General features: G+C 42.2%; 15 protein-coding genes. 1 reads left to right on the top strand and 14 read right to left on the bottom strand.

Annotation, left to right across the window (positions count from 1 at the left end; all coding sequences use genetic code 11):
• Positions 1-101: 101 nt before the first annotated feature.
• The 14 genes from E1919_RS27725 to E1919_RS23670 all read right to left on the bottom strand — a co-directional run bounded on the left by E1919_RS27725 (position 102) and on the right by E1919_RS23670 (position 22,064).
• Positions 102-227, bottom strand: coding sequence for a type I restriction-modification system subunit M N-terminal domain-containing protein (locus E1919_RS27725; RefSeq protein WP_237144827.1), 126 nt, complete (start codon positions 225-227; stop codon positions 102-104).
• A gap of 5 nt (positions 228-232) precedes the next feature.
• Positions 233-3,478 (bottom strand): type I restriction-modification system endonuclease, encoded by a 3,246-nt coding sequence (hsdR, locus tag E1919_RS23725; protein ID WP_162055898.1) that lies wholly within the window; start codon positions 3,476-3,478, stop codon positions 233-235.
• A 173-nt stretch (positions 3,479-3,651) separates the two neighbouring features.
• Positions 3,652-4,569, bottom strand: coding sequence for a hypothetical protein (locus E1919_RS23720; protein WP_162055897.1), 918 nt, complete (start codon positions 4,567-4,569; stop codon positions 3,652-3,654).
• Positions 4,570-4,687: 118 nt separating this feature from the next.
• Complete coding sequence (locus tag E1919_RS23715; RefSeq protein ID WP_162055896.1) at positions 4,688-7,717, bottom strand: helicase-related protein; 3,030 nt, start codon at positions 7,715-7,717, stop codon at positions 4,688-4,690.
• Positions 7,718-7,721: 4 nt separating this feature from the next.
• Positions 7,722-9,704 carry a phospholipase D-like domain-containing protein gene (locus E1919_RS23710; RefSeq protein WP_162055895.1) on the bottom strand — a complete coding sequence of 661 codons (1,983 nt, stop codon included), beginning with the start codon at positions 9,702-9,704 and terminating at the stop codon, positions 7,722-7,724.
• Entirely contained in the window at positions 9,704-10,909 is a 1,206-nt protein-coding gene (locus E1919_RS23705) for a hypothetical protein (RefSeq protein WP_162055894.1), read from the bottom strand. The genes E1919_RS23710 and E1919_RS23705 overlap by 1 nt, the downstream gene beginning before the upstream one ends.
• Positions 10,910-11,255: 346 nt before the next feature.
• Positions 11,256-11,465, bottom strand: coding sequence for an SH3 domain-containing protein (locus tag E1919_RS28195; protein ID WP_394351820.1), 210 nt, complete (start codon positions 11,463-11,465; stop codon positions 11,256-11,258).
• A complete protein-coding gene (locus E1919_RS27720) occupies positions 11,453-11,683 on the bottom strand; it encodes a hypothetical protein (RefSeq protein ID WP_237144826.1) in 231 nt (76 codons plus the stop codon). The genes E1919_RS28195 and E1919_RS27720 overlap by 13 nt, the downstream gene beginning before the upstream one ends.
• Before the next feature lie 121 nt (positions 11,684-11,804).
• Positions 11,805-12,308 carry a hypothetical protein gene (locus E1919_RS23695; protein WP_162055892.1) on the bottom strand — a complete coding sequence of 168 codons (504 nt, stop codon included), beginning with the start codon at positions 12,306-12,308 and terminating at the stop codon, positions 11,805-11,807.
• 1 nt (position 12,309) lies between these two features.
• Entirely contained in the window at positions 12,310-13,950 is a 1,641-nt protein-coding gene (locus E1919_RS23690; RefSeq protein WP_162055891.1) for a hypothetical protein, read from the bottom strand.
• Positions 13,943-14,923, bottom strand: a complete 981-nt coding sequence (locus tag E1919_RS23685) for a DUF4407 domain-containing protein (RefSeq protein WP_162055890.1) — start codon at positions 14,921-14,923, stop codon at positions 13,943-13,945. The genes E1919_RS23690 and E1919_RS23685 overlap by 8 nt, the downstream gene beginning before the upstream one ends.
• A 6-nt stretch (positions 14,924-14,929) precedes the next feature.
• Positions 14,930-16,243: a DUF4407 domain-containing protein gene (locus tag E1919_RS23680; RefSeq protein WP_162055889.1), complete on the bottom strand. Its 1,314-nt coding sequence runs from the start codon at positions 16,241-16,243 to the stop codon at positions 14,930-14,932.
• Positions 16,244-16,251: 8 nt separating this feature from the next.
• A complete protein-coding gene (locus tag E1919_RS23675) occupies positions 16,252-16,809 on the bottom strand; it encodes a hypothetical protein (protein ID WP_162055888.1) in 558 nt (185 codons plus the stop codon).
• 419 nt (positions 16,810-17,228) lie between these two features.
• Complete coding sequence (locus E1919_RS23670) at positions 17,229-22,064, bottom strand: RecQ family ATP-dependent DNA helicase (protein ID WP_162055887.1); 4,836 nt, start codon at positions 22,062-22,064, stop codon at positions 17,229-17,231.
• Between the two features lie 212 nt (positions 22,065-22,276).
• Here E1919_RS23670 and E1919_RS23665 point away from each other — a divergent pair, with 212 nt between their 5' ends.
• Positions 22,277-22,894 carry a hypothetical protein gene (locus E1919_RS23665; RefSeq protein WP_162055886.1) on the top strand — a complete coding sequence of 206 codons (618 nt, stop codon included), beginning with the start codon at positions 22,277-22,279 and terminating at the stop codon, positions 22,892-22,894.
• Positions 22,895-22,941: the final 47 nt, after the last annotated feature.

Here is a 22,941-nt window from a genome sequence, read left to right as displayed (position 1 = left end):
GGATTACCTGACCACGGACAACCTGTTTTATGCCACTAAAAGGGCGCTGGCCGCCGTGGGGAAGAATTTGTTTATTAGCTTCTCTGACTATAGGATGTAGTTTAATGTAATTTTGTCTCAGTACTTATATAAGTCAGTTCGTTCAGGTACTGGTGGTACGTAACTCCGTCGTCGCGCAATACATTACACAGGTTCCAGAGTTTGTTTGCTATTTCTTCTGCACTCATCTCGCTTAAGCAGTTTGTATGTATAAATTATCGTTGATCGTGTTTATCACTTCTGTTAAATGGTGCTCGAATATCTTGTCGAGCTTCTGAAATCCCCCGGAGTCTTTGAAAGGTTCTTTATTCAGGTCTTCTACCTGCAACACCGTTTCGGCTAATAGCTGGCTCTCGAAGCGGATTATCCAGTTCAGCTGCGTTTTATTCCATTGGCGCATAGCGCGCACCTTGCTTACGGCACGCTTAATACGTTCTTCGCGGCTTTCCAGTGTGCTGCCAATTGCCAGCGTCCGGATAAAGGCGATGATGTCTGCGGCTATATCCTGGTTCTTCACTTCCTTCCACGCTTCTTTTAAAGACTTATCATCAAAGCCTTTCAGCCCCAGCTCCAGGTAGAGGTTCTTCAGCGACTCTCTGTTCAGCTCTTTCGGGTTGGTACAGATGATGTTAAGGGCAGCTATCTCATTCTGCTTTTCTTTGATAAACTGGGAAAAGCTCTCCAGGTAATCGGCAGGCTTCTGGCCTTTGCCGTAACCCTTTTCTATTTTGATAAAGGCGTCTACATGCTCTGAAACATATTGCACTGGAAGCGGAGGCTTCAGCTCATCCAGGAACTTCCATAAACCAGACAGCTGAATGACGTCTTGCACACTTTTCTGCACCGACTGCTCCAGTAGCTGTACAATCATCTCATCTATATCAGCACCTCCGGACTTATATTTAAACTGTGACTCCTGGTGGTCATCCATTTTGTGCTTCTTGCGCTGCAGCTTGGCAATAATTTGTTCCAGCTGCTTCTTTGCCCGCTCATTTGTGTCAATCTCGTGCAGCTCATCAGCCAGCTGCTCAAATGTCACCTTGGGGTCTACTACCACTGGTTTCATCTGGGTGTAGTCCTGCAGCGTCTCGTACAGTCGTACAGCGTCAAAAATACGGAAAGTTTCCTTCTGAATTTCATCGCAGCGGCGGGTAGCACGGCCCAGCATCTGCTCATACAGAATGCGAGACTTCACCTTCCTCAGAAACACGATGTTACAGATGGAAGGCACGTCTATACCTGTGGTAAGTAAGTCCACGGTCACAGCAATGTTCGGATATTTCTCGTTTTTATACCTTTTCACCTGCTCCGCCGGGTCGTAAGATTTGCCTGTTATTTTCTGTATGGCATCATCCGGTGTTTCTATCTCCAGCTTTCGGAATTCCTCTTTCAGCAGGGCTACCACCAGATCAGCATGTTCGTCAGTTGCAGCGAAAATCAATGTTTTTTCTTCACTGTTAGGGTCTAGCTCCTTTACCAGCTGCTGTACAACAGTGCGGTTAAAGCTTTCTGTCACCACCAGCTTATTAAAGCCAGCAACATCAATCTTCAGCTCGTCTTCCAGCTCTTCTAGTTCAATGATGGAGTTGCTTTCTTTGTCATATGCTTTTGGTTTCTCGCCTTTCTTCCAGGTAATGCCTTCCTCACCCAGCTTTGTCTTGATGAGGTAAGGCGGGTCATGGTCGATAAGGAACCCATCTATCACCGCCTCACGGTAGGAGTAGGTGTATACCGCCGTGCCGAAAATTGCTTTAGTATGCAGGGCAGGGGTAGCGGTAAGCCCCACAGCATAAGCATCAAAGTAATCAAGCACCATCCTGTACTTACTGATGTAATCCTGCTGGTCCTTAAAGTTCAGGTCTTCCTCATCCAGCTGCTTGTCCAGCAGGTATCCCCGGTGCGCCTCGTCGATGATGATGCAGTCATACTGGTCTACCGAAGGCAGGTTCTCATCAGAATCATTATAGAACAGGCGCTTTACCATACCTTGCACAGTGGCAAAGTGCAGGCGCGTGTCTGTGCCCGGCATCAGGTGCTTCATCTCCATTACCTCATACACCTCTGCAAAGGTATTCAAGTCCACTACTTTATTATCTTTAAAAGAATTAAGTGCCTGCGTTCCCAGTAAGCTACGGTCTACCAGAAACAGAATTCGTTTAAAGCGGTTGGTTTGTATTAAATGATAGCACAAACCAATAACGGTTCTTGTTTTACCTGTTCCGGTAGCCATAGCAATCAAAGCCCTTCGCTCGTCCGGTTGATTGATTAACTTTTGCTCAACGGCTTTGATGGCTTTTATCTGATACTCGCGCAAAGCAAGCCCGCTTTTGCTCATCAGGAAGTCCAGCGATGTAGTGTTCAGCTTTTCGTTCGCAGCGGCTATGTCTCTTTCCCATAGGTTTACCAGACCCTCCGGAGAATACCAGCCCTGCAAAGGCTTCGCGTTGTTGTGCTCCTTGCGCACGTCCAGAAACCATACGCCGCTCTTCGTCTTGATTTGCTCCAGGTATGGTCGGCCATTAGTCGAAAAGAGGAAGGGCACTTTATAGTTACCCCATTGCCCCATCAGCATAGCTTCATGGTCTTCCTCTACCAGCTCTGCATAAAATTTTGACTGACCAAGGTTGGTGGAGATATCCTGCGCATACTTCTTAGCTTCTACAATGCCATATAGCTCCAGCCCAACAAAGAGAGCATAATCAGCCCATTTGGGTCCGGCAGGCCATTCCGCTATGGCTATGTTCCTGCCGCGGTGTGGCAGGGTTTTGTGCTTTTTAAAATTGAGTGTAGATGTATCTACTTCCCAGCCTGCTTTTCGCAGCTGTTCATCTATCAGTTCGCGCGTCTCCGCTTCTGACATCTCTATCTTGCTGGCAGCTTTTACCGAGCGCTGCTGAATTTCCTTCTGCTTTTCTTCCGGTAAGCCTTGGGTGTTGCGCTCTTGTAAAAGTTTATTAAACCGCGCCTCCAGTTCTTTGTAGTTGCTTTCTAATTTGTTTAGAGCATGCCTTGTATCCAGGTTGGCAGGCACTTGAAACTTTACACCTGAGATATCCTGATTTAGACTGGAGTAGGTTTCATAGAACCACTTGCTTAGCTTAAAAGCAAGGAACAAGCTGTGCTTTGCATCCTCTACAGTAGCTTTGTTCTGATGAACCGCAACATTACCCTTGTTTTTAATGTGGAAGAAAAGGTCTTTAATGTTGGAAGGCAGCACGTTTTCAAACTCCAGAACTTTCAGCCTGTAGTGCTGCGAGTCTTCGAGAGGAAACTCTAAAGCATGTTCCTTGAAGAGTTTTTCTGTTAGACGCTCTGCAAATAACCTAATCTTGAACAGACTAGCCACCGGGTCCTGGTGCAAGTAAAACTCTGCGGACTGCCCGATGTTAAACAGAATCGGGAATTCTTCTTCTAAGAAAGAGAAGTTGGATGGCGTCATATAAAGTTTGTTTCAGGCAAAGTAGTCTTGTAAGAGCAAAATTAATAAAGATACTGATTTTTGTTATAATAGGAAATGTAGTATATAAAATAACCCGGGTTATAACATAAAAGTCCTCATAAATAGATTTTATGAGGACTTTTATGTTATGGGTAATGACACCTAAGTTGAATTTAGGAATAATAGACTTTTTTTACTTCTTTGAATTCAATGTAAGTTTCGTTGATTCTGTTCAAAATTAGCCTACACTGTTCCTCCGAAAGAATTTTAAAATTATGGGCAAAATCGTTCCTTATAAATTTAAAAATCGTTCTTAATTCACCCCTATAGCACTTTATTGCTGCGGAAAAAAAGCCGTGATTTTGCTTGATCAAGTCTTTTATGTGAAAATCGATTAGCTGCTGACCAAAAAGTGTTTCATTATGAAAACCTTTGATTGTTGTTTCAAGTAACAAAGATGCCTCTCTAACTGCTGTGTCATACCGCCTTATCTTAATGAAGGGCTCGACTAAATCCTTAAATTCATCACAATAGATAAAATCATTTGCTAATTCAGAAAGTTTTGTAAGCCCTTTTGAAGTGAGAGTAATAGTATTTGATATAATTGCAAATTCATTGAATTCCCATTCATCATCGTCACTGGGTCGCAAGGGTTTGTAATATATAAGTTCCTTTGATTTACCTTTTTCATCCATGGAGTGTAGAATTATGTTGCCTTCTTCATCTTCCTGCAAGTTCCTACCTAATTCACTTTTAAATCTTTCGAACTTAATCATATCAAACTCAAATTCTGAGACAGCGTCAACCCCAACAATATATCCCTTATTTTTTAGTTCAATCAAGTCTTCATGCCAAACTGCAGAATGATAATGCTTGTAGTCAAAGCAGTCGGTAAGTTGTTCTGGGTTTTGATTAAGTAACAACTTACATTTATCAATATCATCTATCTGATAGAATTCAGTTCCAAAGGGAAAGTTGCCAATAGTTTTTAAAGCTACTTTCCACCCAGCCCCAGTTGGATAAATTGGCCAATCAGCATGAATGCCAATTATTCCGCTATACCCTAATAATCCAGGAAAATTATCGAACATATGTTATTTGGAGTTTAAAATTCTGCGAGAAAAAAAATTTATGTTCCCTTTCAAATAGTAAGTACTGATTTTATTATATCAAACTTGTATAAGATGACAGTATAAATTACAGTCATAATTAGAAGCTACCTACATCATATTTAGATGTTAATCTTTCTGTGATGGCTTCTGGTATATCCAAACTGGTGAAAATGTCATCAATTTTCACATTGCTTTCATGATATACATCAGCTTCAATATCATTAAATGTCCTGATAAACTTATTAATATTCTCAAGTAGTTTTATTACTTGGTTTACCTCCACAGATTGGCTTAGGTAAGGGTAGAAAACATGAATCTTGTTTTCAAAATTAACCTTCTTCTGCTCATTCAGCTTTCGATAACTGAGTGAATTAATTCTGTCTATTCTTCCGGTTCTTTGTTCCATATCGCTGGGGTTCCATGCAATCCCGTAATGGTAAACATTTTGGCAGTAGGTGTGTAGGTCTTCTCCTTCTTTAAATATGTCAGTGGTCACGAGCACATAAGGATAACCCGGGGTTCTGAATTGAGTGGCAACTATGCTTCTGTCTCTTTTTGCTTGTCCGCTAATACCTAACACAGGTGTTAAACCTCTCAATGTACTGGATACCTTTTTATCATCCCTTTCCTGAAAGCTTGTACCTATGAGCAGGTCATAATCCTGAAGGACTGTTTTAATTTCCTTCAACACAAAGTGAAAAGGTGCGTCTTCCTCCGTTATGAGCTCTCGCAATGCTTTATGGAAATCTCCTCCAGCTGCATCTGCAACAAAAGCGGGTAGTAAACCAGAGCCATTTCTAAAAATGCTTTTCAGAATGCTACCAAGCACTTCAAGGTCATTTATCAGCGAACTCACATCATGTTGCTTTACTCTTTTGCGCATCCAGTCGTTAAATTCTACTTTACATTCCTGTAAAAGTAAACTTGTCAAAAAAGTGTCTTTAGAAAGCTCTTCAAGTCCTCTCTTATCTACCTGAATAGGGGAGGGTGCCAAAATCCCATTCGTAATAATAAAGTTTTTATAAGCCTCCTGGAAGCGCTCAAAAGTTTGACTTTTCTTGCTCTCCTCCTTTACATGAACTCCCTGCAATACAATGGAGAGTTCATTAGGGTCATATGCTATTAGTTTGTAATAGTTAATCAGTAGGAGCAGATTCAGTTCGAACCAATTTTCACGGTAAAGTTTCTGGCGAAAGTTAAATCCAGATCGCCCTTTTCTAAAGTAGCTGTTGAAGAAATTACCCGCCGTTTCAGCCTCATCATTGAACTCCTCGTCGTCTTCACCCTCCACTGCACTCGCTTCATATCCTTTTTGCCAGTTTGTATAGCTACCTTCAAGAGCATTCACAAAGAGGTGTACCAGCTTTTTGGGTATGGCTGAGCTTCCTTTGTCAATAAACCAGATGATTGTTTTTTTTAAGGAGCTGTCAAAATCTAAGTTGTCAAAAGTAAAGTTTAGCCATTCCAGACTTTGTTGTTCCGTCGTTTTCTTTGTTAGGAGTAGGTGCTTGATTTTCTTGTTCTTTTGAAGAACTGAAAAGAAGTCAGGTAATTTTTCGCTTATGTACCTTTCACTGTACCTGTCTTTAAGTTTCCTAACTTCAGATGTGTTGTACTTTGAGAATCTGCCATCCAGTTTAAGGTAACAGTCCAGGACTACTTCTTTTTCAAAACGCAGGGTCAGTCTTTTTTCCAGTTCATGCGCAGTAGCAACTCTTCTTACAAAAATCAAAGATTTTTCCTGTCGCTTAAGCTGTCTGATTACTTCATCTTCCAGTTTGCTTTGTTTTGGATGGGGCGGAATATCCTTGAAAGTAGTATTATAAGACTCAAGCAGCTGTTTGATGATATTGAAATCTTGGCTTATTTTTTCACTTCTTTTGGATGTGTACTCATACTCTTTACCTACGATAATATCTTCCCCGTTTTCATCCAACCTTTCAGGCTTTATTGATTTATCTAAATCAAGCCTGTAGCTCTCGAAGCCCGCCAACATGCCAATTTCGAAAGAAGCGTTATGCTTTTGGTTCAGATGTTTTATCGACTTGTATTGTAACAGTTGCCAGAACACGCTGTTAAAGTCATCTTCAATACTAAGGGGTTCGGCAACTTCAGACTTGTTTACATTTCCCTGTCTGTGTTCATAGCGGCACTGATTTCGGGAAATGGTAGCATCTGAGATACTGTATTCCATATTCCCACGTATCAGAAAGGACTTTAGCTTCTGCTCTACATCCTTCGGGGTATAAGCATTTCCTAAAACATGCTGGCATGTGAAGCAGGAGAACTGGTTCTTGATTTCCAGCAGGCTACGATCCTTAGGCGTTGCGGATAGGCACACTACTTTTTCTGCCAACGGAAACTTGATTTTGGTCTTTAACGAAGGAAACTGGTTCAGTAACTTCTCATCCTTTACCGCACCAAGAAACCTTGCTGTTACTTCGTTTCTGATAGCGTTATCGTGCTCTTCAGTTCCTAATCCGTGCTTGTAGTTATGTGCTTCATCAATAATCAAACAGTTGATTTTTTCTGATTTAATATTTAGTAAGTAGGCAATAAGTTTTCTCAGGTCTGATTCATGTTCTTTTTTATTAAAGAAGCCAAATGATTTCGCATCTGAGAGCACCTTCGCACAAAAGGCATCGCCATTGAATAAACCATTACATAAGTACCTGAAAAATTCATACTTCCTGGTGGATGATAAGCTGCTAAATGACGTCATTCTAAAAATAGAAATAGCATCATGGCTACTTATACAGCAGAGCCTGTCTTTAACTAGTTCTGCTTCTGTAAGGTAATGTTTCAGGAAAGAGTTTTCTGGTAAATAATTGCTGTTGAAGAAGTTCTTTGCTTCTTTCTGCCACTTCTGCTGCAGGTTTTTTTTGGGTACAATAATTAAGTCTCTGTGCTTCTCAGGATCCTTGGTGAAGTGTCTGAAAAGCGAAGCAATTCCCAGGGCAATATATGTTTTTCCTAAACCTACTTCATCAGCTATGTAGATGATGTTATTGTTCTCTTGAGAGAGGTAGTCGTAAGCCTTTTCAATAACATTTAACTGCCTGAAGGCGATTTCATCTGCAATGGATTCGTTTGTCTTTAGCTGAAGAATCTCTGCATATTTGCTCATTTGATTAATCATAATTCTTCACAAGTTGATCCACCACCCACTTCTGTTTTGCATCTAAACCTGGTATCTTTTCTGCTGCTTTTTTGGCCTGCTGTTGTAAGGTTTTGCTTTGTCGAAGGACTGCCTGCTTAAAAGGCTCCCACTCATTCTTGAGGTCACTCTTGTACTGCCACTTAGAAGCTTTTTGGTAGAAGTTATGGATGAGGATTTGTAACACCATCCAATAAAAGCTCTTGTACTTTTTGCCCTCCTCCACCTGAGTTTTAAGTTCTTCATAGTAGTAGGGGAGGGTATCAATATTTTCACTGAGCAGGTAATACTTTAGCCTATCAAATTGAAGTTTTCTTTCTGCCTGCTTTAGGAAATGAGAAAGAAACAGGTGCCGCTCCAGTTTAACCAGCGCATTGAAATTAGCAGCCATTTCATTTAATAAGGAGATTTGTTCCAGCCGTTCTTCATCAACCACACCAGATTCATCGGTTGACTTTTCTGCTAGCTGTCTAGTAAGGCCTTCAGTCTTCATGTCATCAGACAAGTAGCTCCAATATTTGATAATGGTGGCAGCATCAAGCTTAAAGTCCAAAGGCTTGCTTTCGATGTTAAGCTGGTGTGGGTAGTAGTAGTGTGTGACTTCTTTTGTATCGGTAATCTGAAGAACTTCTATCAGTGAGTTTTTTGTGAGTAGCCTCACATCTGCCTCACTTAATGTATAGGAATGCTTCCTATTCTGTACGGCTTCCTGGTTTAGTATTGATTTAAAGAAGCATGTTTGTTTAATGCTTTTAGGAGCATTAACAATCATTGTTCTGTCTCTCCAGTTGATAGTAAACTCAATTTCTGGAGCTTGTCTATCTAGCTCACAATCCACCTGATTCTCCAGCTCATTTTTTACAATGAATCTAAAATTATCAGGGTCAAGATTAATGTATTCTTTCAGCAGCTTTGGTTCCTCTTTCTTTGACTCATACAGTATGGCTGCTTCTATGTTGGCTTCGTTATTATCAGCATGATATTGATTCCAGGCAGGCTTTGTGAAGTTAACTGAGCCGATAACTGTGTACACTCTTTTGCTGCCATAGAAGCGGTAGATCTTGGAGTGGTTGTTTCTGACCTCTTTGTTCAATTCATTGTCACTCCAGCTACTCCACAGGTAGTTCTTCTCCAAATAAGAAACAAAAACCTCTCTCTCAATGCTGATTTCGCTGTCCTTGAGCATCGGGAGCAAGCCCTTTATTTTAGAAACGCCTTTGCTGACCATGTAATCGAACAGATTGGTATTCGGACTGTAAAAAGGAGATATTACTTCTACTTCAGAGATTGTATCCTGAGAGAATATATTACTTTCAATAAAGTCTTTAAAAGAGCTATTTAAGCTATGGAAATAGGTTTCGGTTACAGTAACATACCTGAGGAACTCATGGATTTCCTTTTCAGCATCTGAAAATGTTTTGCTATCAGATAGCTTCGCGGTATTATGGATGATTTCCTGAATAATGTTTTTCGTTGTTTTATTAGGAAACTGCTTGTTTGCCGGAATCTCCATAATAGAGAAGCACTCGTGATTGTCACACCATCCTGAAGGAGTTAAATTACCTGAACCTGTCAGTAATATAAGCTTCCTTGCTTTCTTCTGGTCTTCAACTAAAATGAAGATTTGCTTTGGATGGAAATTGGTGATTTTACCTCTTTTACAAGGTGTTTTGATACAGTTTATGGTATAGCCAAGAGATGGAGCCTCCGTGTTGTTCTTTGCAAAGTAATCACAGTAGACAGTAACAGGAGGGACTATATTTTCTTTCAAGCATGTGCGCCACATGATTTTATTAAAAATAGCCTCGTCCCCAAAGTTCTTGCCCGGCACAAATAGAGGCATGACATAATTCTCAAAAAACTTAGGGTCAAAGTTGAAGGTGTAGAACAAGGCCGCTACTACTTTTCTATCACCAATTTGTTCCTTTATCTTTTCCTTTAAAACATGATGATTCATCAGTTATTCAGTTGCTTATAAAGTGAAACATAGGTGTTTAGGAAATAATGATTATCATTTTGCAGAGCAGGGTTGTAGTTCCTGGAGAAGGAGGCACCTTCAAAATGATTGACCTCAATGCCTGCGGCTGTTTGTTGTAGCCAGGGAGCAGAGCTTCTTCTTAGTGAAACCTCCTCATTGCGTCTGGTTAAACCTTCCGCTAGCTCCCAGTTAGAATCATTCTGCAGAAGAGAAGCAAGTTGTTTGGTAGTATCATCAAATAAAGCGGTGTCTACTTCTGTTCGGCAGGAATGAATAAACGCGTCCTTTTCTATTTCTTCCTTCTTCCAGAATGACTGTGTTTGTAAATACCTGAAAACTCTGTTGAGTGGACTTAATACTTTTTCTGTATTGTATATCAGTTGTAAAGCATATTGGAGCTTATCGCTGCTGGTGTGACTACGAAGAGCCTGCAGTAAATCATAAAACGAAAGATTCAGCAGTTCTTTGTTAGAGGAGAATATCTGAAAGAGCTCTTTATTGCACGTGTCATCCAGCAGTTTCGTGGTAAAAAGTTCTTTTTCTGTTTGCTCAGGTTTCTCTAGTAGATCATAATAGAAGTGAAGCTTCTCTTTTGAAATAACGGAAGCCTGCTCTTTCTCTTTCTTTTTTAGTAAAGTAGCTTGATTGATAAAATCTTTATTCCCCTCGATTTTTGCTTCGAAGATTTCTTTAAAAGAGCTGTCTAAGGTAAAATGCATGTCACTGAATGGGCGTGTATACTTACCCCAGATTCCATAGGCTTTTTGATTGGATAGAATTTGATCAGAAGGATTGTTTGATACCCTTAGCTCTTTGTTTGCGTTTTCATAAACCCTTCTTACTTTATCTATTCCATTGAAGCCTTCTTCTTTGTTACGTTCATATCGAGTGTAGGCCATCAATTGCTCTAACCGGATAAAGAACAAGTCAAAGGATGCATCCTCCATAGCAAACTTTTCCTTGAGGTAATGCGCAATGCATAGAATTTGAAAATCCTTCACACTGCTCGACACCGTGGATATATGCGGTATCATTGTTCTGCCAGCAGCTTGCCATAACACCTGAAATCCCAGAGGATCTCTTGAGCCTTTGACAGTATAATTTGGATCTTGTTCTGTAAGAAAGTACATAAAGTAAAATGAAATGGTAAACTGAATTAACTCAATCCTCCACGTAATCGTCACCGTTTCCGTCACATCAAAAGCATCCGCTCAAAGTCATGTGCGGCATCGATATTCGTCATAATTGGACCTCACGTACCGGCTAGTCGTAACGTTTTAAGCGGTTGATCAGATCAAGGAACGAAAAGTCAATGTCAGGAATCTTCAAAAAATCTAAGCCTGTTGCCAATGTGACAAGAAGTAAATTTTCTTTGGCTTTTGTGATGGCTTGAAGCGAGTAGCTGTTGGAGCCAAGTAGTTGTAGTGTGTCAGTAACAGAATAGATAGTTGCTTGCGAAGCACCCTCTAAATATATGGTCTCTCAAGTTTATTTAATGTGAAGACCTAAACCTTTTATCGTCACAATAATCTACTGCAAAATAGAAAGGTATTTTCTGCTAACATACCCGGTTTTATTATTAACAGAACCATTCTCAAGTGCGGTATAACTTATTTTTACCCATGATGAAGACTGTTGGATACCTGTCAATATTTCCCCTCTGGTAACTTTTCCTACGATTATATAATTAGACCCGGGGCCACTTCTGACGTTTAACAGGTCAGCTTTTACAGCATACATTCTCTCTTCCGCGGTAAAGCTACCAGAGGAAGAAGAGGAGCCATTTGAGTAAATGTAATTTCTTGTGGTGCTGGAATAAGAGCTATTCCTGGAAGAACTCCCGCCACCACACACGCCACAGGAGCCACCACTATTACAGTGTTTACAATATTCGCAGGTTTTACAGGCTCTGCAATTAGCTGAACCCGTACATCGGCCACCATGTTTTTCCTTTTCATGAGAGCTTGCGAAGTTAAAGTTGATGCTTGTAAATAGTACAAGCGTTAGAGATAAAATCCGAATGTAGCTAAGCATATAAAAATTTGATCGAGCCGAAGTTTGTTCTAAAATTCAGAAAACTTACCTAAACATTGGTATCGTAGGGTAAGGGATGAAAAAGTCTAAAAGGAAGGGGACTGATGCTTTGATACCCAATGACAACAGCAGCATTAGTCCAGAGAAGAAGACAGCCTTCTCAATATTGTTATTTGCTACTTCAAGCCTAATCCTAGACTTATCTGTTATCATGTGGAAAAGACCAGAAGACAAAAAATAAACAATGAACAGGATGAGCAGGATGATTCCTAAAAAGAGGCTCATGTACAGAAAGGCATTCTGATAAAACGCTGGTCCTGCATATTGTTTAGTCAGCACTGCAAACAAGGCATTAGCAGCTACCGGTAGTTCAGCCAGTATAAAGCCTGCTGCAACAAAATAACTTGTTTTAATGATGCTGAGCGAAACGGGTGAAGTTCCTACAGGTATGTGCTTTTTGTACTGCAGGTTTATGAAACCGTTTAAAAGATAGGCTGCCAGAAAGCAATAAAGAATCGCGATCCCTACAATGGTAAAAGGTGTTATCATCTTATCTAGAAATTAAGTTTGCTGACCAATACCGCATATCAGAAATTTCCCTCGGAAGTTCTCCAGGTCTTGCATTGGGTGCGGTTGTTTCCCAAACAATATAGCGTTTGCCGTTAATTATTTTGCTCTGTCCTTTGTATGGCAGGTTTATACCTATAATGGAATGGCTGTACATTTCACTGCCTAGCATGGCCACGTCGTAGTTATAGTGCTGAAGAACAGTAAATATCATCAAGGTTCTTGTGTCGCAGTCTCCTTTTAGAGTGGCCATAAATTCAACAGGGTTGCGGATTCCGTACTTGATATACCCATCACACTCCCCCCCGTTGTTTAAATAATTCTGTGTAAAGCCATCGTTGTATTGCCTTACGTCACAACCCTTGTCTAAAAGCAGGACATAGGGAATATCCTGTATGCAGCTTACCACCATTTCAGCAAATTCATACTCGTCCAGCTGACGGGCTGCTCTCAATGAGTCGAAAGCAGTATAAATCATATTCAACTTACCCTTATCGAACTGGTGAAAATCCTGTACCAGTTGGTCATAAGCTGAGGTTGAGACAAAGCTGGATGAGTAGTTGTTTCTGTAGGCAGTGGAGGCCCTGAAGTCCCTGACCAACACACTGAGTTTAGCAGCGTAATTGTTGTTCCTGTAGTCCACCCATTTTCTATTATGTGAAATAACGGTATCTAAAGGACTCTGTGGAGCCGGCTCTAAGGTGGTTTGTTCATCAGAAGTATCGGCAACAGTATCCACAACGGGTGCCGGGTTGGGGCTGCCACCATTATTGAAAGCAGTAAACAGTCCATAAAGGAGCAGGAACAAAAAGCCCAGTGCTATAAACCCCTGCAACAACTTGGCTAAGAAACGAAAAGTAGCGCGTATTACAGATAGAATAACAGCGAAGAGGTACAGGCCTCCCAGGATGAGTATAAGCTTCCAGCTGTACCATAAAATTGGTAAAAGAAAAACAATGGCAAAAGCTAGTAATAACAATCCCAGGATCAGGTTCCAGAAAGAGAAATGACTTCCTGAAGTTGAAGGTGTCTTGGACCAATCACCCCAGTATGTGCTGTGGTCAGTGTTATAATACTCATACCGAGCATAGTCTGCTTTCTCCTCTTTTCTACCCGTAGGCTTACTCGTTTTGGTAACAGCCGGTGTGATAAGAGGGTTAGCAGCAAGTGCATCTGCCACTATGGTGTCAGGCACTTTAACTTCAATCTCATCATAATGCACAATATAACCGGATATAATACCCTCTATTGTGCCGAAGTCCTGGTCATTGTCATGCTGCTTATTATAGAGCCTGTAATTTATAAGTTTCGCTTCATGTACAGCAGCCTTAAACTTACGGCAGGAGCCATCTCCATCTGTTACATGGAGCATCAGCTCATCAGGAACAGCTGGGTCAAAAACTTCTACATTCTGAAAGCCAGCTATGCTACTTCCCTTATGCCACTTCTTGAAGCTATTTAGGTGCGTATGCACCTCACCCTCGTAAATGTTTATTTTGTAGAAGTTTTCACGAGTGCCATCAGAATATTCAGTTTCAGCGTCTGCCCAATACTTGCCAATAAACCTACCTTTAAAATAGGTCCTTCGCTCAACCAGTTCCTTTATTGTTTCTGTACTAACCATGGTAAATCAGGTCGGTGAGGTTAGTAACAGATTCAGCTGGCTTGTCTTCTTTTCTAATTGTGTTGAAAGGGGCATCTTCGTGATTTTCATGGTAAGACAAGGAGGAACCAGACTGAACAGGTGCTCCAATCTGCCTTAGTGCTGCCGCATACTCTTCTTTGAAAGATGCATAGTGCTTTTCGACAAGTGTTACCTGCACGTCTTTCTTTTTTAAATTAAACTCATTTTCTTCTGATATAAGCTTCTTTAAGTAATATGGCAATAGAAAGATTAATATACAGGCAACAGTTATACACCAACTGCTGGGGTATTTTTCAGCGAGAAGGAGCACCCTCTGTATGTAGAAGTTTGACTTTAATACCTTGCTTCTCATTTCAATGATTAACTGACCTTTCTTCTGTTGTTTTTCCTCAATTCGCTTTTCATAAAGTGCTGCATGTTCACTTGAGGATATGGAGGCACCTGATGTCTTCTTGAGCCAGGCTTGCAGTTCTCGTGTCTCAGCTTCTACATAGGCTTCTGTTAGCTTGGTGTACTCGGCTATTTTAGAAGCTTTATATGCCTTGATATCTGCAGAAAGGGAATCAGAGTACAGATGTACTTCAATGGGCTTGGAAACTACGATGGCTATAAAAACAACGAAGCCTATTCTTACTCCCTTGGAAAACAAATGCCCCCCAGTGCTTGCTACATGAGGGAGCACATCTTTAGACAAAGTGTAGAGGATCAGAAGGTAAATATTACTGATCATCCACGCAAAGAATAAGCTGACAGGTAAGCCAATCAGAACACTCCCAAAAACGTTTGTAAATGTAAAATAAGAGCCGACAAGGCACAGAAGGGTAATAATGGCCACAATTCCTCCGATAGCAGCAAAAGTAATTTTAGTTCTTTCACTACATCTTCGAATAATGCGGTAGTCATCTCCGGAAAGGATCCAGAGAAACTCAACAAGTCCAAAATTGCTGCGCATAGAAGCTTATACTCTTTCTTCTTCTAAGACTTCAGCGTTAGTAGTTTCTGTAGTGGTAATGCTTGCCTCAGGCACCTCCTCTAGAATCGGGCTTACATCCGGTGCCTCCAGCCTTATAAAGCTTTCAGGTGATATGTCTATTTTTCGTTTAATCTGCTCTTCATACTTGCTGATAGCATAATCTGTGAGACGCTTTTGCGCTTCCAGCAGTTTCTCTTGTTGTAGAATTTCCTTCTCAACGTTGAGGAAACGAACCAAATCCCTCTCAAGCCCTTGTTTATCCTTATAATAGTTGTACTGTATATAAATCCCCTGCTTTGCTTTCATAAGTTCTTTCGTGTTCTCCTCCAGGTAATCGTAAGGGCTTTTGGTCAACATCAGCTTGAAAAAGATAGGAGTAAGCTCTATCGCCATGAATAGCAATGTGATAAACAGTGAAATCCATGTACCAGCTATTTCATGGGCAAGCTTAATTCGCATCAAAAGTCCATCTAATCCAGCTGCCACTTTTTCGCCATTATCTATATCTGCCAACTTTTGTTGCTCAAACAACTTAAGATTATTATAACCTTCTGTTATGAGCGGGGCATTCTTAGCTTTTAAAATCTTAATTTCTCCATCAAGCCGTTGTAATTGTTGCTCGAGCTTTTGAGCTTCAGGACCATAACCGCGTGCTCCTCTATTGCCCCCCATTTCATCTGCCAGCAAGTTTTCAAGTTCAACATACCTGTTCTCTTTAGCCTGTATTTCAGTTTCCCATTTTACTATCTTCTCCCTTTCTGTAGCTATTCTACCTTCAAATGTTGCTTCAATGTTGCTAAGGTACTCCTGCTGTTTTTGCATCTGCGACTTGTGCAGTTCAACGTCAATCTCCGACTTGAACATTCTAATCTCTACAGGCTTTGAAATGGTTAAAGCAATGATGGCACCCATGATGATACGGGGTAATGCGCTTTTAAGCTCTCCCCAGGTTATAGCTTCTGTGCCATCGCCTTTACCAGTACTTGTTACAATAAAGCGGTCAATATTAAAAATTATAAGGCCCCAGATAAGACCGAAAATGGTAGAGAGGACTATTGTTAAGAAATCATAATCAGATTCGAGTGCTGATCCTCTTGGCTCGAATATAGTATAAAAAGCATACCCCCCAGCAATGGCAGCCATGACACCTGTTGCTACTACGATACCGCCCAGACACATATATTTTATCTGATCCGAGTAAGTAGCTCTGTCCAGAATGTAGCGATCGCCTCCGGCTGCTTGCCAGAACATTCGCATCAAAGGTTTTGATTTTGGAGTTGCGTAGAAGTCTGCTTTCATATGTATGATTAGTTTTGGTAGTTACTCAGCTTGAACTCTGGGAGTATGACATTGAAGTCTGTGACTTCTAATTCTACTCCGAGGTCATGAATTTTTGTCTGCCTTTTAAGAGTATCTTTTATTACATCTGTTTTTAGCACATCGGCAGGTAATTTTGGAAGTAATGCGTTATGGTACCTGGCATCACTGTTCAAAACTTCACAGGTTACCGCCTGGTCCTTTAACCATATTGCAGAGGTGTCTAGTTGAAGAGTGCGGTGAATAACAGTGTCCATGCCATAAAAAATCAATTTTACAGAGCCTGTAGTTGATGTCAGGGGTAGAAAGTGTTTTCTTGCACTTCCTGGAATAATCCCCCAACCCACTATTTCAATTTTATAGATTCCAGAGCATTTCCAGATAATAAAGGAGTATCCGCCTTGGAACAGAACAGCATCCAGTGGCTTTAAATAGTCGAGAATAGCTCTGTTCCTATAAGCCTTGTGTTTCAGGTACAGGATAGCTATAGCTATTTTACTTTTTGCCTTACTTATAACAGAAACAGCGCGTTGTGTTAGTCTCCTCAACTTTAATGTATCAGTTTAAATGAACCAGTTATTCCTGCAGTTTCTGCATATATCATAAAAGGGTTCACCGAAGTGCTATTTGGTAAACCTGCATCTGATGGATAATTTTTCCTAAGTAAAGTAAAATATATATGTATTGCAATACTCTATTTAAAATTTTCTTTGAAATTTTATGATTGTGTTTAGGAGCAATAAACTTAAAAGAGTTTTTTGAATAAGTTTTGGTATTTGTCGTGTGAGTTTGTTAATAATTGAAACTGCAGGTTATAATCTAATCCTCAATATGCTTATGAGGAACTTTTTTTTAAGTTAAATGACAGTATTATCAAAATTTATTTCTAATCTGTCCTTTCGTGACAAGCTATAAAACATCTTCATTATGTGATTTCAGTTTCAAACAACACCCTCACAACTGCGGTTCATAGCTTCTGTAGATATAACCTTGGCAAAATCACCCGATATTCTTTTCCATCATCCTCGCAATACCAGACTACAACATGCGCTACTGCAGCACTTTGGAAAGCGTAGCCTTGTTTCATCAGGTGCGTTAGCTTTTCCTTAAACTTCAGAGAAAAGGCTACGACAGGAGAGCCTGAAATGAAAAGACCATCCTGAGGGTCTTCTTTTACTTGTAAAGTAATGCCTGCTTGAAGGCGCTTTATAGCCTTTACATTATCAGGTTTTTTAAAGAAGCCAAGCCAGACATCGTTCATGCCAAGTTCCAGCTGCAATGCCTCCGGTGCCGGATAAATGTTTTGATCTACTGCTTTCTCTAATTGGGGAACCTCGATATGATTGAAGTAAGGCTGATCGGTGTGAATATGCAGGGATTTCTTTGCCCGGGTAACAGCCACATACACCACGCGTTTGTTTGACTCCTTCACTAAGGGGTAGTTTCGGAGGAGCAAAAATACATGGTCAAATTCTTTTCCTTTGGCCTTGTGCATGGTAGAAACCAGCACTTTGCTCGTTTCCGGGTATATAAAATCTTCGGTGCGTGCTTCCTGTAAGAAAGCCAGCCAATCAGACCAGAACTTCCGTTCGCCATGCGTCTTCTCAAACTCATGAATTACATCCTGCACCAGTTGCAGGTTTGAGGAGGAGGCGAAGTCCTGATCAATCCGGGTGCGGCTTTGCTCCCATCCTTCACTTGAAATGAAGCCAAGCTCGCCGCTGATTTTGTCGCGGATATACCAGCTGAAACACTTTAGCTCCAAAAGCTGCCGCAAAGAAAAGCCCTCCTGCGCCATAATCAGGTGGGTAGGTATGCCGCCGTGTTGGAGCAACAGGTTCTGCACCAGCAGGGCTTCCTCGTTCGTGTGTGTTAGTACAGCAATAGTGCCTGTCAGCTGCTTTTGTACTACATCCTGCACCAACGGGATGACCAGGTCGGAAGAAGGCGTGTAGCGTGTCAGGCAAATGCCGCCGTAGGTCTGGTTATGCGCTATCAACGGTAAACCTGCTTTCAGCCTGTCAGACCGGAAAAGCTTCAGAAACTGGTTCGAGAAATCCACAAGGTTAAAGCAAGCACGGTAGTTTGTGCTGAACAGGTACTTCGTTGCCTGCCTGTCCCGCTCAAAGTCCCGCATAAAGGACACAGAAGAGCCCCTGAACTCATAGATGTTCTGGTCATCATCACCGACCACAATCACCCGTACATCCTCGGCCAGCTCAATAATGGTGCTTAGGAAATCATATTCCTGCTGGCTGATGTCCTGGTACTCATCCACTACAATAACGCTCTTGCATTTCAGACGGTCACTGGGGACATCATCATTCACCAGGCCCTCGGTAGCTTGCTTAATGACATTGTCAGACTTCTTGAGGTCGCCTACGCGGCCCAGAAGCTGGAAAGCAAAGCCGTGGTAGGTGTAGATATCAATATGGTAAGCAGACTTTCCAATCAGCTTTTGCAGTCTTTCTTTAAACTCTGTCGCGGCAGGACGGGAGAAGGTCAGCATCAGGAACTGATCTGGTTTGATATCTTCCATCATCAGCAGGGCCGCCACCTTGTGCACAAGCACCCGTGTTTTTCCGCTGCCAGGACCGGCACCCACTAAAATATTAGGGCTCTTGTTGTCCTTGATAACCTGCATCTGGTCCGGTGAAAGGGCCGCAAATATTTCCCGATACTTCTTATCCGTGATGGGCTGTTTCAGCTTGCCTTTTTCGTTCCGGAAATGACGTTGCACAAAAGCCTCGTAGCCTAAGCGGAAGTAATCATCTACAAAGCTGATTGCCTCCACATGGTTTCGGAGTTGCTTTTTGGCATACTCACCCATGATATGAATCTGCTCAACCTTTTTATCATAATGCCGCTGCAGCTTGCCATAATCTTCAAGCGTGTACTGCTTCCTGTTATCATCTATTAGGCGTATGATGGTCATGGGGTTGTAGAGGACGAACAGGCCGCCTTCCAGCTTAATGGCCCCGATGATGTGCAGGTACAGCAGCACTGCCTCATAGTCCGTCAGCGAAGCTTTGGATAGCATGATGTTGCTGAGCTCCACCTGCTTTTTCATTTCCACCATGGAAAATTCCAGGGCAGCATCCTCCTGCTTCTGCTTGTTTGCTACCTCAAGGGCATTTTGTCTGCAGAGCCATTGCACCACGTCTGCAGCCCTGGTGAGACGGCTTATGATCTTCTCTTCTATTTCCTGCTTTTCTTTCCGGAACGCGATGCGGTAGAGCAGGGTATGGGCATCTATCCGTTCTTTCTTGATGTAATGCTCATGCTCCCAGTATTGCAGCAGGTTCCGGATAGCCTCTATGGAGCTACTCTCAGAGCCCTGATCTATTAGTTTTTCGTTGATGTCGCGCAAGTGCGTCTGGAAAACAACTGGTGATTCATCAAATGGCAATAAGATGTGCAGCAGCGCCTTTTCAAGTTTGGCGTAGCGCTGGAAGCAATGCTCCGAGTTCTTTTCACTTCTGGTAGGGTTAATCAGCGCCGTCAGGTCTTTGGTGTCGCCAAGCAGGCCGAGTTCCTTGAAGTGAAGCAGAATTCTGACTACAACTTCCTTTTGTATGCCTAAGTGGTCAGACAGGGCGTCGACCATGGTGTCTTCCCGGGAAATTAGGTATTGAAATATCCGGATGGCCTGTTGTAGCTGGTCGCCCGGAAATTTGTCCGCGTTTGCATGAATCACCTTGTTGGCGGCCTCTACATTCCGCACCAGAATACTTTGGGCAAATATCCGTGGGGAATTCATTTCCCGCTTCAGGTACCCTACATCTTCCAGAGCGGCTATAGCGGCCTTTACCTGCGTCTCCAGTTGTATCATGTCTGTATCCCAGCCAGCCTGCTTGGCCAGCTCTAAAGCCGACTTGGTAAACTTCAGCCTTTTGAAATCTTTTACCGCCTTCCATATCTGGCCTACTTCCTTTTTAGAGAGCTTCGTCTGGTTTAGCAAGGCAAAATGCTCGTTCAGGTCATTCTCGTCAAAGAGCAGATGGCAGTTGGCCTCCATTTCCGGCTTTCTTCCCGCACGCCCTGCTTCCTGGATGTAGTTCTCCAGTGAGTCAGATATATCAAAGTGCACCACCAGCTTCACGTTCTCCTTGTCAACTCCCATCCCGAAAGCGGAAGTTGCCACGATTACATTGATTTCGCCTTTCATAAAGCTGTCCTGGATGCGGATTTTCAGGTCAGCATTCATTTTGCCGTGGAAAGCCGCCGCTTTAATGCCTGCCTTTTTAAGTTCTTCGGCTACGTATTCCGTGGTTTTCGTTCTGCTCACATAAACTATCGCCGGTTCTGTAATGTCCTGAAACAGGTCCTTTAGCTGCTGTAGTTTTGCCTCCTTACCCTCTGCCTTCGAAGCATGGTAGGCCAGGTTCTTCCGTGAAGCAGTTGTCTGATACAGTTTCAGGTCCAGGTTCGCCTGCTCTTTAAAGTAAGAGATGATGTCCTGCACTACCTCGGGCTTAGCCGTAGCGGTAAAGCAGGAAACAGGTATTGGATGTTGCAGGTTTTTAGCTTCGGCAAGTTCCTTTAAAAAGCGACCAATATACAGGTAGTCTACCCGGAAATCCTGTCCCCAGGAAGAAAAGCAGTGGGCCTCATCAATGACAAACCGTTCAATCTGACGCCCTTTTAACAGCCGGTAAATGGTGTTGGAGCGCAGGGATTCAGGAGAGATGTACAAAAGGGTAGCGCCTCCATCATGAACCGTTTGAATGGCATCAGCTCGCTCCAGCGGGGAAAGCAGCCCGTTAATGGCCACGGCCGTGGTGATGTCGAAACGGTTTCGCAGCACATCCACCTGGTCTTTCATAAGTGCCTGCAGGGGTGAAATGACAACGGTTAAACCCCGGTTTGCCTCGCCTTTCATGAGGGCAGGCAACTGGAACGTAAGAGACTTGCCACCTCCGGTCGGGAAGATAGCCACCAGCGATTCTCCCTTCAAGCCTGCTTCCACTACCTGTTGCTGCAAGGGTGTCTGCTCGGTAGAGGTAAACTTCCGGAACCCGGCATAGCCAAAGTACTTTTTAAGCCCTGCTACCGGCGAAAGATATGTTTCGCAGTAGTGGCAGGAGGGCTGCTGGCACCCAGTGCCCCGAAGCAGCTGCAATACAGTCACCACTTCCGGGAAACGGTGCAGCAGCCAGGGTGGGATAATGGAACCCTGATCAGGGGCATTTATCAGGACCAGTGCATAGGCTAAGGGTACCCTTAGCTGGAGTATGAGTGTGTAAAGGATAACGTTAGAACAAATCCTGTTTTGGAAGAAGGACCTAATCTGTTCTTCAAGCGGCCCATCTACTTCGCTTGAACTGTTATCATCTAAAAGCTCAAAAAACGAACGAAAGGATGTATCGGTGCAAAGAAGTTGGTTGATTATCCGTCTTAGCCCAATAGGCATACTGTAGTAGGCACTGATACAGTCCGCCAGAAGGTCTGCCGCTATTTTAGAGTCTTCAACAGGATTATTGTAGTGTTCACTCATTAACCGGTAGTCTTTCACAAGCCGGTGGTAAGGCCGGTTAGGAAAGAATAGTGGGGAGAGGTAAAGCGTGTCAATAAACCTTTTGCGAAAGAAGCCCTCAGAGACCCCTCCGGCAGCTTTGAGGAAGGGGAGGTCGTGCGCCAGAATGTTATGGCCGCAGAGAAAATGAGAATCCAGCTGAAACTGCTCAAAGTCATAAACTGATGTGGAATGCCAGATACGACCATTGAACCAGGCTCCAATGCTCTGCACCCTTGCTTTAGGCTGAAGGCTTACTTCCAGGTCAAAAAAGGCAACGTGCTCCATCTACTTTAGGCCAGGTTCTCAGACTACTGTCTTTTTGCAATGTAATTAATAATATTCAAAAATTCCTATTATCAAAAAATCCTCTTAAGTTAACTAGAATAATGCACTAGTTAGAGTTCTTGTTTAAGATTAATACTCAGCCAAGTTAGCTTATTATTCTAACTACATCTGGATGATTGGTTACATCGTTCACCTATGTAAATATTTTAAAAATGGAAGAGAAAAGTCTATCTACTAAAACCATCCTTCTAAATATTGGAGCCATGCGAAAATCGGCTCTTGAATTGTCCCAAAAGGATAAAAAATATTCAGTGCTTCTAAGGCAAATCGTAAAAGATGATTTCTTTTATGGAGAAGGGAAGCTCCCTTCGCTTAAAGAAATAGCAGCTAGAAGCGGTGTAAGTGTTAGTAAGGCAAGAAAACTTATAGAGGACATTTATAATGATTTAATTCTGGACCACGAAACACGTTCTGCTTTTTCATTTCCTAAAGTTCGTTATGAGTTTTTGATTAGGGGTTCGGAGCAAGGAAAGTTCTTAGGGATAGATGTCGATAAATTGCCTGTGATGCCGAGGGTAGGCGAAGAAGTCTCTTTACCTTTCTTTTCAGCCTATCTGGGAACCACTTCATTTTATGTTGAGGAGATAATGCATGAGTTTGAAGAAGATTGCCAGGTAGTTAATATTTGGATGAGAGCAGGTTCTTATAACTCTTACTGGCACTATAGAAAGGATAAAGCAAAAGAGGAGGAGGAGCTGCCCTTCTTTGATTGGCTGAATATGGAAGAACGAGAATTAAAGAAAAAACTCAACGTTGGAAGGTGGAAATAGGTGCAGATTGCGACGGGATACCAATATTAGTGTCCGAATAGTGTCCG

Source organism: Pontibacter pamirensis (assembly GCF_010015475.1).
In the GTDB taxonomy this organism is placed as follows: Bacteria; Bacteroidota; Bacteroidia; order Cytophagales; family Hymenobacteraceae; genus Pontibacter; species Pontibacter pamirensis.
This window is presented reverse-complemented; position numbering and strand designations above follow the sequence as displayed.